Origin of the sequence: Rheinheimera metallidurans (assembly GCF_036983985.1) — a bacterium.
Lineage (GTDB): Bacteria > Pseudomonadota > Gammaproteobacteria > Enterobacterales > Alteromonadaceae > Alishewanella > Alishewanella metallidurans.
In genome coordinates this window covers 800,564-813,501 of record NZ_JALAHQ010000001.1, presented here as the reverse complement: position 1 = coordinate 813,501, position 12,938 = coordinate 800,564, and the positions used below count along the sequence as shown (strand labels likewise).

The window sequence follows — 12,938 nt, the reverse complement described above, 5'->3', positions numbered from 1 at the left end:
GCACAACACTCACTAAACCGGCATAGTGTTTATAGCACCAACACCGGCTTAATTTCGTTATTAATTTGTCTTTATTCGCTAACGTAATCGACAACTTCTAAACCGAAACCTGATAACGCATGATACTTTTTCGGCTGGCTAAGTAAGCGCATTTTTTTCACGCCTAAGCTGGCTAAAATTTGTGAACCTACGCCAACATTACGTGATGTGCCAACCCAAGGTGCAGTGCGTGGTTTCTCGCCTTTATCTTCAGCTTCAAAGCTTTGTACTGTGCGAACCAGAGCGTCTGAACTTTCGTGCTTACCCAATAACACTAATACACCACCGTCTTGGGCAATACGCGCCATAGCAGTATGTAGCGGAAAACTGCGGTTAGCCGCGCGGTTTGCCATTAGCAAATCGCTAAAAGTGTCATGCAAATGCACTCTAACTAACGTTGGCTCATCCGCTTTTATCTCGCCTTTTACCAGCGCGAAATGAATTTGGTTATCAATGGTGTCTTTAAAGGTTACTAATTCAAAATCGCCAACTTCAGTTGGTAACTGACAGCGCGCTACTTGTTCAATAGTGGTTTCGTTCAGGTTACGGTATTCAATTAAATCAGCAATGGTGCCTATTTTAACACCGTGCTTTTTAGCGAAAACTTCTAAATCAGGCCGACGTGCCATAGTGCCGTCGTCGTTTAAAATCTCAACAATAACCGCAGCAGGTTCTAACCCTGCCAAACGTGCCAGATCACAACCGGCTTCAGTATGGCCGGCACGCACTAATACACCACCATCTTGCGCCATCAACGGAAAAATATGCCCCGGCTGCACAATATCACTTGGTCTGGCATCTCGGGCAACCGCCGCTTTAACAGTGCGAGCGCGGTCTGCGGCAGAAATACCCGTCGTTACGCCCTCGGCCGCTTCAATTGATAAGGTAAAATTAGTTGAAAACGGTGATTTATTTGCATCTACCATTAAGGGTAATGCCAACTGCGCACAGCGCTTTTTAGTGAGCGTTAAACAAATTAAACCACGGCCATGAGTGGCCATAAAATTGATAGCCTCTGGCGTAACATACTCTGCCGCCATGACCAGATCGCCTTCGTTTTCGCGATCTTCGTCGTCCATCAGTATTACCATTTTGCCCTGACGCATATCTTCGATTATTTCAGCAGGAGTATTCAGTTGCATAACAAACCTTATTTATAAGAAACCGCGCTGTGACAGCAGCGCCATATTGACACCCGCTGTTGTATTAGCAGTATCTTTATTGAGTAAACGTTCAAGATAACGGGCAATTAAATCCACTTCTAAGTGAACCTTAGCCCCGACTTTTAATTGTGAAATTGTTGTTTGTGCGGCAGTGTGCGGCACTATGGTTAACCTTAACGCATCGGCTGTTAGCTCATTTACCGTTAGGCTTATGCCATCGATAGTAATCGAGCCTTTGCTGGCAACATAGTGCGCTAGTGCTTTGGGCAACGCTAACCAAACATGCTTGGCCCTACCACTCGTTTCCATGCGGGTAACATAACTAACGCCGTCAACATGCCCACTTACCATATGGCCACCCATTCGCGTGGTAGCTAACATGGCTTTTTCTAAGTTGATAAGCTGACCAAGTTGATACTGACCAAATAACGTGTGTGCCAACGTTTCCGATGAAACGTCAGCAGAGAAACTTGCGGCGCCAAGCTGAGTTACCGTTAAACATACGCCGTTACTGGCAATACTGTCGCCGAGCTTCACATCAGAAAAATCTAATTCTGTAGTACTAATAGTAATGCTGATATCGCCACCGCGTTGTACAACAGCACTTAACTTGCCTGTGGCTTCAATAATACCTGTAAACATAATCTCTCGTGGCGTAGTGGCTTAAGTTAATTTGGCTGTAAGGCGAATATCCTGCCCCACCATACGTATATCAGTCCAGCTCAGTTCAGGCACCTGTGACAGTGCGGTAAATTCTGGTAGCACTGCTAGTGGCTGTGCTGTATTACCTAGCAGCTTAGGCGCAATATACACAATCAGCTCGTCGACTAAGTTAAGCTGCAGTAAAGTGCCAGCCAAGGTGGCACCGGCTTCAACCCATAGGTTACTTATACCCTCATGTACCGCTAGATGCGTTAGCAACAAACCTAAGTCAAACTGAGCTTGGTTGTTTAACTGGCAATGAATTTGTCTAGCTATATTGGGTAATTGTCGATCGTTTTCAAGTTTGCTTACGCATAACAGCACTTCACCACCATCGGTAAATAGGGCTTGTTTATGGTCCAATATACCGTTACGGTCCAAAATAACCCGTTTCGGCTGACGCAGTGTGCCATCTTTTAAGTGCGTAACGTCTTGCAGTAGCTGCTCTTTGCGTAGTGTCAATCGGGCATTATCGGCCATTACTGTGGTGGCAGTGGATAACACCGCGCAGCTTTTCGCCCGGTAATGTTGCACGTCGGCACGCGCCGCTTCGCCAGTTAACCATTTACTATCACCATTAGCCAACGCGGTGCGCCCATCTAAACTGGCCGCTAGCTTTAGCTGCACATAAGGCCGGTTGCGCTCCATTCGACTTAAAAACCCAGGGTTAAGCGCCCGAGCTTGAGTTTCAAGTAAGCCAACCTCTACCTTGATACCAGCTGCGCGCAACATGGCTATGCCTTTACCTGCAACACTGGGGTTAGGATCAGTCATAGCAACTATAACCTGTGCGACACCGGCGTCGATAAGCGCCTGAGCACAAGGTGGCGTTTTACCATAGTGACTACAGGGTTCTAGCGTAACATAACAGGTTGCGCCCTTTGCCGCCGCACCGGCCTGCTGTAACGCAAACACTTCGGCATGCGCCCCGCCCGCTTGCTGATGATAGCCCCGCCCAATTACTTGCCCTTTTTTCACCACTAACGCACCCACATTTGGGTTGGGCGTAGTGGTGTAACAACCGCGCTCGGCTAGCTGAATAGCTTCGGCCATAAACGTATAATCGGCGCAGCTAAACATCAGGATTTTTCGCCTAAACGGGCTATTTCCTCACCAAACTCGCGAATATCTTTAAATGAACGATACACCGAGGCAAAGCGAACATAGGCAACCTTATCAACTTTTACCAGTTCATCCATTATCAGGTTGCCCAGATAATGACTACCGACTTCGCGCTCGCCGGTAGCCCGCAGTAATGACTTGATTTTTTGAATTAATAGCTCTATTTGCTCAGTAGACACCGGACGTTTTTCTAACGAGCGCAATAAACCACTGCGTAACTTATCTTCATTAAACGGCTCTCTTGAACCATCACGCTTTATAATGCGTGGCATCACCAACTCGGCCGCTTCAAAGGTAGTAAAACGTTCATGGCAAGCTAGACATTCACGCCTACGCCGCACTTGGTGCCCGTCAGCGACTAAACGTGAATCTATAACCTTGGTGTCATCTGCATTACAAAACGGACAATACATAAAACATCTCGCTAAGACGTTTAAAACGTCAGATAAAAAAATGGCCGCAATAGCGGCCATGATAACACTTAATTAGTGCTTAAGCATAAACTGGGAAACGACTGCATAGCTCAGTAACTTTACCACGTACAGTGTCAATTACCGCAGCATCACCACGGCTATCTAACACGTCACAAATTAAGTTAGCAACAGCGCGTGCTTCGGCTTCATTAAAGCCACGGCGTGTAATAGCCGGTGTACCAATACGTAAACCAGAGGTCACAAACGGTGAACGCGGATCATTTGGTACAGAGTTTTTGTTTACCGTAATATGCGCTTGACCTAACCATGCATCCGCTTCTTTACCGGTGATCTCTTTATCAATCAAGTCCATTAAGAACAGGTGATTTTTAGTACCGCCAGAAACAATTTTATAGCCGCGCGCAATCATGGCATCACACATAGCAACTGCATTTTTTAACACTTGCTGCTGGTATACTTTAAATTCTGGCTGTAACGCCTCTTTAAAAGCAACAGCCTTAGCAGCAATAACGTGCATTAACGGGCCACCTTGGCAACCTGGGAATACCGCTGAATTTAGCTTTTTCTCAATTTCTTCATTTTTACGCGCTAAAATTAAACCGCCACGTGGGCCAGCTAAGGTTTTGTGCGTGGTAGTAGTTACAACGTCAGCAATAGGTACTGGATTCGGGTATAAACCCGCGGCTACCAATCCGGCAACGTGAGCCATATCAACAAATAAATAGGCGCCAACTTTATCGGCGATATCACGAAACCGCTGCCAATCAACAATACCTGAATAGGCAGAGAAACCAGCAATAATCATTTTAGGCTTGTGCTCAATCGCTAACGCTTCGGCTTGATCATAATCAATAACGCCAGTTTCAGGATGTAAACCATACTGCACTGCGTGGTATAACTTACCTGACGAGCTAACATGTGAGCCATGCGTTAAATGGCCGCCGTGGGCTAAGCTCATACCCAAAATAGTATCGCCCGCATTTAACAGCGCTAAAAATACCGCGGCATTAGCTTGTGAGCCAGCGTGTGGTTGCACGTTAGCATAATCAGCACTAAATAGCTCTTTCGCCCGAGCAATGGCTAAGTCTTCAGCAACGTCAACATACTCACAACCACCGTAGTAACGCTTATGTGGGTAACCTTCAGCGTATTTATTGGTTAACTGTGAACCTTGCGCCTGCAATACACGCGGGCTGGCATAGTTTTCTGACGCGATAAGCTCAATATGTGCTTCCTGACGGTTCGTTTCATCTGTTATGGCTTGCCATAATTCGGGATCAAAATCGGCAATATTCATATCACGCTTTAACATGCTTTCTCCTGGCGCGGCTTTCACGCATCGTTTTAATTAATATAATGTTGGTAAATCAAAACTGGCTGGTAAAAATTGGCGCCATTCTAACGCTAATTTAAAATTTATGCATTAAGATTTCAGACATCTAAATAGCTAAAGCACAAAAATTCAGCATTACCTGAGTAAAAGAAACGATAACTCGCCTTTGCAACAATAAACAAAATGCTGTATATAATAACAGTTAACAATTATGAATTATGCTTTGGGTTGCTCGGTGCGAAAAATCATACATATAGATATGGACTGTTTTTTTGCCGCAGTAGAAATGCGCGATAACCCTATACTGCGGCATATTCCTATAGCTATTGGCGGTGCCAGACAAAGCCGTGGCGTTATTTCAACCTGTAACTATCCTGCGCGTGCCTTTGGTGTGCGCTCAGCAATGCCAACCGGTCAAGCGTTAAAACTCTGTCCACATCTTACCTTGCTAAATGGCAACATGGAAAAATACCGCATTGCCAGCAGGCAAATTCAAGCAATTTTTGCCCGCTATAGCGACCATGTTGAGCCACTATCACTTGATGAAGCTTATCTTGATGTGACTGATTGCTCGTTATTTCAGGGCAGTGCAACACTGATTGCCCAAGATATTCGCCGGAGTATATTGCGTGAAACAGGATTAACCGCTTCTGCGGGCGTTGCACCGAACAAATTTTTAGCCAAAATTGCTAGTGATGAAAATAAACCTGATGGCTTGTTTGTAATTACACCCGCTAAGGTTGATGATTTTGTTAAAACACTACCACTGCGCCGTTTACCAGGCGTAGGTGCAAAAACCGCAGAGCGGTTAAGTCAGTTAGGGCTACATTATTGCTCTGACATCAGCAGCGCACCTTTACCCTTGCTGGTAAAAAATTTTGGCGGTTTAGCGGATAGTTTAATAAAGCGCAGCCAGGGTATTGATGAGCGGCTGGTTTGTAACCGAGAACAGCGAAAATCACTGGGTGTTGAGCAAACACTAGAGCACGACTTACTAAGCTATGACGATTGTGTTAGCGCATTAACTCAATTACTGCCCAAGCTACAACAACGGCTAGAACACTACAGCAACACACCGGCTGGGCGCAGCACGCCAATGCAAAAAGTAGGTGTTAAATTAAAATTTAGTGACTTTCGTCAAACTACCGTAGAAAAACAAGGCCAGCCACTGCAGCTAGACCACTTATTACCGCTACTTGATGAAGCATGGCAGCGTCGCGAGCAACAAGGCGTAAGGTTAGTAGGCTTACAAATAGGCTTTAAAACAACCACAGCACAGCAGCTAACATTGGCTTTTTAAAACCGGACGTTTAACACCAAATATTTGTAGATTTACTCACCTTCAGATAACAGAAAACCGGCTTTAGCCGGTTTTATACAAGCTGGGCCGAAATTAATCGATAGGAGTTACGTTCTCAGCTTGCGGGCCTTTTTGGCCTTCAGTTACTTCAAAAGTAACTTTCTGACCTTCAACTAAAGTTTTACGGCCGGTACCGTTAATAGAGCGAAAATGAACAAAAACGTCCTTGCCGCCTTCACGTTCTAAAAAACCATAACCTTTTTCTTCGTTGAACCACTTAACTGAACCGGAAATTAACTGTGACATAACACTCTCTTACATTAACTAATTTTGCCAGCGAGCTGGCGACTTAAATATTACCGGCCATAGTAGCTGACAAGTACCTATTTTCTTCCTCATTATCAAGTAAGCCTAATAAGGGGTCAATACACATGTTCAGCACCTAGAACACAATGTTCTTTCTAGCCGGATCAGCAACCTAAACAATATTGCTAATTACCCTGTTGTTAAACTCGCGACTAACAACGTATTTAGTGTAGCAGTAATAATGTTGGAAATTTAACCAACGCAACATTTATTTTTGTTTGCGCCGAATTGGTGCTGAACCATCATCGCCGCCTTCAAAGAATACCGGTTTAGACGCAGCGATTTTTTCCGATTTTTGTTTTGGTTTTACCTTAGCCTTTATGGCTTTTTTAGTCGTGGTCGGTTTTACTGCTGCAGTTTGTGATTTAGGCTTACCATCAAACTTCGCTTCTAAACCGGCAATAACACTGTAACTGGTTGGTTGGCGTAAAAAAGCTTCAATCCGCTCTAGTGCTGCAATATCTTTAGGCCCAACCAAAGAAATAGCTTGCCCTTTAGCACCAGCACGCCCCGTACGGCCAATACGATGCACATACTCTTCAGCATGCTTGGGTAAGTCAAAGTTAATAACATGCGATACTTGCAGTAAATCTAAGCCTCGAGAGGCTAAATCGGTGGTAACCAGCACCTTATGTTTACCCGTGGCGAAGGCTTGCATTACAGTATTACGACCACTTTGTGATAGCTTGCCGCTAAGGCCTACTGCAGTTTTACCTAGTTGTTCGCATAGCTGAGCTAGGCGTTCGGCATCTTCTCGCGTTGCGGTAAAAATAATCAATTGATTAATATCGTCTTGCTGCAAAAAGTGCTTTAGTAAGGCTTCTTTATGGGTTAGGTGATCAGCTAAATAAAAGTTCTGGCTAATATCTTGATGCGGCTGATGCCCTGCACCCACGGCTAACCGAAATGGGGTTTTCAATAACGCTAACGCTAACTCATCTACTTCAGCATGATCTAGGGTCGCCGAAAACAACAACGTTTGGCGCAAACGATGGTCAGCGGCTTTATTAATCACCGTTAACTGTGTCATAAAGCCTAAATCTAACATTCGGTCGGCTTCATCAAGGATCAGCATTTCTAAACCATTAATAAATACTGATTTATGCTCAAGATGGTCGACAAAACGTCCTGGCGTCGCAACAATGATATTTGGCTGACGCTTCAGTATTTTTTCTTGATCGTTAAAGTTTTCGCCACCAACAATCAATGCGGAGGTTAGCGGTGTATTAGAAACAAATAAACGCAACTGCGCATATACCTGCTTAGCAAGCTCGCGGGTTGGCGCAAGGATCAGCGCTCTCGCATCTCGTTTTGACAAGGCTCGGCTTTTTAACAAGCGCTGCATCATTGGCAATAAATAGGCCAGTGTTTTGCCTGAGCCGGTTTGTGAAGATACAATTAAATCTCGCCCTACCATCATAGCAGGTATGGCTTCTCGTTGTATTTCTGTAGGCTTATCAAACCCAAGGTGCTGCACTGAACGCATCAAGCGCGGATCAAGCGATAAATCATTAAATGGCAAAGTGAACCTCTTAAACCCTAAATTACCGCTATATGATAACCGATGCTGACAAATTGAGTTAGTTTGATTTATTAACTCAGCATATTTGCGCTACTATAGGCTTATTATAGTAAGTGTATAAATAGCCTAAACGAGTGCAATAAATTATGAGTAACGCCCTAAAAGAACAGCTATTAAAAGCCGGTTTAGCTGATGCTAAAAAACTAAAAGCCGTTAAAAAGGCTAAGCACCAAGAAAAAGTACAAGCGGGTAAAAAGCACACCGTGGTAAATGAAGCCAGTGTCTTAGCCGAGCAAAAACGCCAACAGCAAATTGAGCGAGATCGACAGTTAAACATAGAAAAGCAAGCTCTGGTGCAGCAAAAAGCCATTGCAGCTCAAGTTAAGCAACTTATTGGCAATAACACCATTCGAGCGCAAGGTGACGTCGCTTATAATTTTACTGATGGTAAAGTCGTAAAGCGTTTATACGTCAGCGCAAAGCAGCACGATGAATTAAGCCGTGGTTTACTCGCCATAGCGAAGCAAGATGAGCAATATTACCTAGTGCCAGCTGCGGTAGCAGAAAAAATAACGCAGCGCCAAAGTGATAGCATTATTGTACTTAATGCTAAGCAACAACAATTAGATGAAAATGATCCTTATGCTGATTTTAAAATTCCGGATGATTTAATGTGGTAGATGCGTAAGGAGCACCAGTATGGCTTTACAGTTGGTATTAGCGAACATTAGCGAGATGCTACAGTTGCGTGGTTGGTTTAACAGCGCCGCGCAACAGCAAAGCTGGGGCGGCGACGATTTTGACTACCCGTGCACAGAACAGCATTTTTTAGAATTATTATGTCGCTCTGGCACAACAGGTTACAGCCTGCTAACTGAAGATCATCAACAACTGATTGGTTTTGGCCAGCTTTGTGACCGTTTTGGCTGTCACCATCTTGCGCGTTTAACCATTTTACCGACATGTCGTGGCCAAGGTTTAGCAAAAATACTAATTAACGAGCTAATTATCGAAGCGTTACAACAGCAACGTCGCGATATTTCGCTATATGTGCATCGACATAACGACATTGCATTAACCTGCTACAAAAGTATTGGTTTTCGTACTTCATCACCGCCAGAACCGATAAACAACAGAGTATATTTTATGCGTCTGCCGTTTGAGCAAGCGTTAACTCTGGCAAATACCTACTTGGCATCTAGCAGCGAAAATGCGTAATTACACCGTACAACTAAATATTATTACTACGCTCTCTAGCGCTAACGCCTTTAACTTGTTGTGAAAATCCGGTATTTAACTGCCATTTAGGTTTAATTGGCGTAAGGGGTAACTCGCGTTTGCGGGCAACAATAATATAACTGCTGGCAAAATAATTTAGATAGCGTTCTAACCATTGCTGCACCGCATTGTCTCGATATTCTTTGCCTAACATTGTCGAGCAAAAAAATCGTTTTTCTGATAACACTTCAAAGCCAACCAGATGCAACCAGTCTTTTACCCGAGAGGTACTAAAAAATCGCCCTTGCCAAGGATAGCGCTGTTGCAGTGCAGGCCAATATCGCAGTATACCTACTACACTAAAAGGATTAATTCCGGTTAGCAATAAATAGCCATCTGAACGCAACACGCGGTAGGCTTCACGCACTACATGGTGTGGATCAGCAGTAAACTCTAAATTATGACTTAGCAATACGGCATCTATGCTATTACAACTAAAGGGTAAAGCATCAGCATCGGCTTGTAACATTAAGTTAGCACCAAAACGACCTACGTTAATGTGCTGGCTAACCTTGCAACCTGAGGTGTCAATTTCAGCGCTTAAATCGCCGATTTTAAGTAAATAGTAACCAAAAATACGTTCCCACCAAGGTTGCAATTGCACAGAAATAGCCTGTGACAAAGCATCACCTTGATTGAATTCCCACCAACCTGATGGAATTGTGCGGTCTTTTTCGCTTAACGCCGGTTTCATGCTAAATTAGGTTCCAAATAGATTAACGTAGTTTGCACTATGTATCAGGTTACACCTATACCCGCTTTTGATGATAACTATATTTGGGCTTTATCTGTGCCAGATAGCCCTAATTGCCTCGTTGTTGACCCAGGTTGCGCCGATAGCGTAATGCACTATTTAACAAGCCATAAGCTACAGTTGCATACCATCCTAATAACTCACCACCATAAAGACCATACTGCAGGTATTAATACATTACGAAAACGGTTCCCGACAGTAAATGTTATTGGCCCTACAGCCGAACAACAGCGTATTTCTGGCTTAACACAAACAGTAACTGACGGTGATAGCGTTATTTTGTCTGCGTTTGACCTTAGCTTTAAGGTAATCAGCCTGCCCGGCCACACTCTTGGCCATATTGCTTTTTATTCAGCGCCGGTTCTGTTTTGCGGTGATACCTTATTTAGCGCAGGTTGTGGCAGATTATTTGAAGGTAGCCCAAAGCAAATGTGGCAATCGCTGCAAAAGCTTAGAGGTTTACCTGACGATACGCAGATTTACTGCACCCACGAATACACTCTAGCCAATATTAAATTTGCGTTATACGCTGAGCCAAACAATTCGGCCTTAGTCGAATATGCAGCTCATTGTGCTAGTTTACGCCAGCAAAATTTACCAACGTTACCATCATCGCTTACTACTGAAAAAGCGATTAATCCATTTTTACGCTGTGATAACAAAACGTTACAGGAAAAATGGCAGCAAGATTCTGCTTTAGGCTTATTTACAGCGTTAAGGGCAGCAAAAGATCAGTTTAAAAGCTGACTTGCAATCGAGTGATGAATAGGTAACATTCTTATTTTTGAACGTGGAACGAAGTAATGTTTATAAAAATCTCTGCTGTGGCTAGCGCGGTGTTACTCGCAGGCTGTGTAAGTACTTCCTCACCTGTTGAGTCAAACAATGTAACTAACACTGCGTATACGGCAACCACTAAACCGCAAACAGCAGATTTTCATAAACAAACTGCTAGCGCAGAAAAAATTGCAATGCGTTTATGGCAACAAGGCCTAGACGTAAATGCGGAGCCTGCACCACCAGATGCCGCAGAGTTGGAAGATTTATGGGAACGTATCCAGCTCCAATTAACTTTTAATGTGCCGCAAACTCGGCCTATTGTAGAACAACGTAATTACTACACGAATAATCAAGCATACCTAGATCGCGTTGCCGCTCGAGCGCAGCCATTTTTACATTTTATTGTTCAAGAAATAGAAAAACGTAACATGCCGTTAGAACTGGCGCTGTTACCTATCGTTGAAAGCGCCTTTGATCCCTTTGCTTACTCAACCGCTGCCGCAGCGGGTATGTGGCAATTTATGCCCGCAACCGGCACTCGTTTTGGCCTAAAACAAAACTTTTGGTACGATGGCCGCCGCGATGTCGTCGCCTCTACGCGTGCCGCACTGGACTATTTGCAGTACTTACACGACAAGTTAGAAGGCGACTGGCTTAATGCCATTGCCGCTTACAACTCTGGCGAAGGCAGAATTTCAAAAGCCATTAAACGTAATCAACAAAAACGCCTACCCACCGACTTTTGGTCACTTGACTTACCCGCAGAAACAACGGCTTACGTTCCAAAGCTTCTAGCTTTAGTTGACATTCTTAAACGCCCAGATGAGTTTGATATTGTTTGGAAATTCATTGCTAATGAACCCCAAATTGACTTGGTAAGTGTTGAAGACCAAATTGATTTAATGATTGCCGCAGAAATGGCGGGGATCAGCGTGGCCGAGCTACAGGCGCTTAATCCTGGCTTTAACCAGTGGGCTACGGATCCGCAAGGTCCTAACTATCTAGTAGTGCCAAAACACACTAGCTCTGTGTTTACCGAGAAGCTAGCAAGTACACCGAGCCAACAATTATTGCGTTGGAAGCGCTATATTGTGGCAAAAGGCGATACCATTGGTAAAATTGCCCAGCAACACGATACCAATGTTAGCGATCTGCAGCGGATAAATAAGTTATCTGGTAACACCATTCGCCTTGGTCAAGCATTGCTAATCCCTGTTGCAGCGCAAAGTACCAGTAACTATGAACTTAGCGCTGCAAACCGCAGTGCTAAAGCGCAGAAAAGCGGTAGTGGTAACAAGTTGAGTTATACTGTAAAACAAGGCGACACGCTTTGGGATATCAGTCGTGAGCACAAGGTTACGGTAGAACAACTGACGAAATGGAATAGCCTTGCCCAGCGCTCAACGTTAAAACAGGGGCAACAGCTGGTTATATGGCAGCAAGATGCAGCTGTACAGCCTAGTGGCATATCGCGCACTGTTAACTACAAAGTACGTAAAGGCGATTCACTGGCTCGTATTGCACAACGTTTTAGCATCAGTGTTTCCGACATTGTGAAATGGAACAAAATTGAAACCGATAATTATCTGCAACCAGGACAACAACTTAAACTGGTAGTCAATGCAACTCAAGTATAAGCAAACCGCTATACCAAGGAGTTAACCAATGAGATATTTATTTTTGTTTTTGGCTCTGTCGCTCTATTCAACAGTAAGTCAGGCGCAGTTTGATATCTCTGGCGAAGGTAAAGTTTACTTAACCAACGGCTCTACCCAAGAGTTTGATTTTGGCTTTAGTTATTTTCGCCAAGAAGGCCGTTATCGCTTTATCGTTGGCCGCCATAACCTAGCAGTACATAAGGTACCTAAAAAATATTCTTTGGCTTTAGTACTACAAGGCGAAAAACAAATTTGGGTAACAGATTTTATCAACGAACCCTTAAACGGCTTTGAATTACAGCTGGACGATTACCGTATCAAGCTGTTTAAAGATGCTAAAGCAAAAGATGCTAGCGGAAATTTTGTTTTACAAATTAACGACGAGCAGTTTTACTTTAGCCGTGGCCCAGGTCAAATTAACTTCTACTTTACCGAAGACGGTATTAAAAATGTTCGGGTTGAAGGTATGTTTAAACCGAAAAAATAA

Annotated in this window: 14 protein-coding genes; 6 read left to right on the top strand and 8 right to left on the bottom strand. The window is 43.9% G+C overall.

What is annotated here, in order from left to right; translation table 11 throughout:
* Window positions 1–71: 71 nt before the first annotated feature.
* The 5 genes from ribBA to glyA form a co-directional block, all read right to left on the bottom strand.
* The gene (gene ribBA / locus MN199_RS03905; protein ID WP_335738464.1) at window positions 72–1,181 is read right to left on the bottom strand and encodes a bifunctional 3,4-dihydroxy-2-butanone-4-phosphate synthase/GTP cyclohydrolase II; all 1,110 of its coding nucleotides are present in this window, start codon (window positions 1,179–1,181) and stop codon (window positions 72–74) included.
* A gap of 12 nt (window positions 1,182–1,193) precedes the next feature.
* Complete coding sequence (locus MN199_RS03900) at window positions 1,194–1,844, bottom strand: riboflavin synthase (RefSeq protein ID WP_335738463.1); 651 nt, start codon at window positions 1,842–1,844, stop codon at window positions 1,194–1,196.
* A gap of 21 nt (window positions 1,845–1,865) precedes the next feature.
* The gene (ribD, locus tag MN199_RS03895) at window positions 1,866–2,984 is read right to left on the bottom strand and encodes a bifunctional diaminohydroxyphosphoribosylaminopyrimidine deaminase/5-amino-6-(5-phosphoribosylamino)uracil reductase RibD (RefSeq protein WP_335738462.1); all 1,119 of its coding nucleotides are present in this window, start codon (window positions 2,982–2,984) and stop codon (window positions 1,866–1,868) included.
* Window positions 2,984–3,439: a transcriptional regulator NrdR gene (gene nrdR / locus MN199_RS03890; protein ID WP_132582567.1), complete on the bottom strand. Its 456-nt coding sequence runs from the start codon at window positions 3,437–3,439 to the stop codon at window positions 2,984–2,986. The genes ribD and nrdR overlap by 1 nt, the downstream gene beginning before the upstream one ends.
* Window positions 3,440–3,518: 79 nt before the next feature.
* Window positions 3,519–4,772 carry a serine hydroxymethyltransferase gene (gene glyA / locus MN199_RS03885; protein WP_132582565.1) on the bottom strand — a complete coding sequence of 418 codons (1,254 nt, stop codon included), beginning with the start codon at window positions 4,770–4,772 and terminating at the stop codon, window positions 3,519–3,521.
* Between the two features lie 256 nt (window positions 4,773–5,028).
* Between glyA and dinB the strand changes: the two genes are divergently transcribed.
* Window positions 5,029–6,093, top strand: a complete 1,065-nt coding sequence (gene dinB, locus MN199_RS03880; RefSeq protein WP_335738461.1) for a DNA polymerase IV — start codon at window positions 5,029–5,031, stop codon at window positions 6,091–6,093.
* A gap of 93 nt (window positions 6,094–6,186) precedes the next feature.
* Here dinB and MN199_RS03875 read toward each other — a convergent pair whose 3' ends face one another.
* Window positions 6,187–6,399: a cold-shock protein gene (locus MN199_RS03875; protein ID WP_132582561.1), complete on the bottom strand. Its 213-nt coding sequence runs from the start codon at window positions 6,397–6,399 to the stop codon at window positions 6,187–6,189.
* A 268-nt stretch (window positions 6,400–6,667) separates the two neighbouring features.
* The gene (locus MN199_RS03870) at window positions 6,668–7,981 is read right to left on the bottom strand and encodes a DEAD/DEAH box helicase (RefSeq protein WP_335738460.1); all 1,314 of its coding nucleotides are present in this window, start codon (window positions 7,979–7,981) and stop codon (window positions 6,668–6,670) included.
* Between the two features lie 146 nt (window positions 7,982–8,127).
* On the opposite strand from MN199_RS03870, the gene MN199_RS03865 reads away from it, so the two are divergent.
* Window positions 8,128–8,661, top strand: coding sequence for a DUF2058 domain-containing protein (locus MN199_RS03865; protein WP_132582557.1), 534 nt, complete (start codon window positions 8,128–8,130; stop codon window positions 8,659–8,661).
* A 19-nt stretch (window positions 8,662–8,680) separates the two neighbouring features.
* Window positions 8,681–9,199, top strand: a complete 519-nt coding sequence (locus tag MN199_RS03860) for a GNAT family N-acetyltransferase (protein WP_165907373.1) — start codon at window positions 8,681–8,683, stop codon at window positions 9,197–9,199.
* 13 nt (window positions 9,200–9,212) lie between these two features.
* On the opposite strand, the gene MN199_RS03855 is transcribed toward MN199_RS03860, so the two are convergent.
* Window positions 9,213–9,953, bottom strand: a complete 741-nt coding sequence (locus tag MN199_RS03855; protein WP_335738459.1) for a class I SAM-dependent methyltransferase — start codon at window positions 9,951–9,953, stop codon at window positions 9,213–9,215.
* A gap of 39 nt (window positions 9,954–9,992) precedes the next feature.
* Between MN199_RS03855 and gloB the strand changes: the two genes are divergently transcribed.
* From gloB to MN199_RS03840, 3 genes are read left to right on the top strand one after another with little or no spacing between them, the layout of a single operon-like run.
* Window positions 9,993–10,760, top strand: coding sequence for a hydroxyacylglutathione hydrolase (gene gloB / locus MN199_RS03850; RefSeq protein ID WP_335738458.1), 768 nt, complete (start codon window positions 9,993–9,995; stop codon window positions 10,758–10,760).
* Window positions 10,761–10,816: 56 nt separating this feature from the next.
* On the top strand, window positions 10,817–12,430 hold the full coding sequence (locus MN199_RS03845; RefSeq protein ID WP_335738457.1) for a LysM peptidoglycan-binding domain-containing protein: 1,614 nt from the start codon (window positions 10,817–10,819) through the stop codon (window positions 12,428–12,430).
* 28 nt (window positions 12,431–12,458) lie between these two features.
* Complete coding sequence (locus tag MN199_RS03840; RefSeq protein WP_335738456.1) at window positions 12,459–12,938, top strand: hypothetical protein; 480 nt, start codon at window positions 12,459–12,461, stop codon at window positions 12,936–12,938.

Bases quoted from the DNA above. Each gene is read 5' to 3' on its own strand.
- ribBA (WP_335738464.1), bottom strand. From the start codon at position 1,181: ATGCAACTGAATACTCCTGCTGAAATAATCGAAGATATGCGTCAGGGC.
- MN199_RS03900 (WP_335738463.1), bottom strand. From the start codon at position 1,844: ATGTTTACAGGTATTATTGAAGCCACAGGCAAGTTAAGTGCTGTTGTA.
- ribD (WP_335738462.1), bottom strand. From the start codon at position 2,984: ATGTTTAGCTGCGCCGATTATACGTTTATGGCCGAAGCTATTCAGCTA.
- nrdR (WP_132582567.1), bottom strand. From the start codon at position 3,439: ATGTATTGTCCGTTTTGTAATGCAGATGACACCAAGGTTATAGATTCA.
- glyA (WP_132582565.1), bottom strand. From the start codon at position 4,772: ATGTTAAAGCGTGATATGAATATTGCCGATTTTGATCCCGAATTATGG.
- MN199_RS03875 (WP_132582561.1), bottom strand. From the start codon at position 6,399: ATGTCACAGTTAATTTCCGGTTCAGTTAAGTGGTTCAACGAAGAAAAA.
- MN199_RS03865 (WP_132582557.1), top strand. From the start codon at position 8,128: ATGAGTAACGCCCTAAAAGAACAGCTATTAAAAGCCGGTTTAGCTGAT.
- MN199_RS03860 (WP_165907373.1), top strand. From the start codon at position 8,681: ATGGCTTTACAGTTGGTATTAGCGAACATTAGCGAGATGCTACAGTTG.
- MN199_RS03855 (WP_335738459.1), bottom strand. From the start codon at position 9,953: ATGAAACCGGCGTTAAGCGAAAAAGACCGCACAATTCCATCAGGTTGG.
- gloB (WP_335738458.1), top strand. From the start codon at position 9,993: ATGTATCAGGTTACACCTATACCCGCTTTTGATGATAACTATATTTGG.
- MN199_RS03845 (WP_335738457.1), top strand. From the start codon at position 10,817: ATGTTTATAAAAATCTCTGCTGTGGCTAGCGCGGTGTTACTCGCAGGC.
- MN199_RS03840 (WP_335738456.1), top strand. From the start codon at position 12,459: ATGAGATATTTATTTTTGTTTTTGGCTCTGTCGCTCTATTCAACAGTA.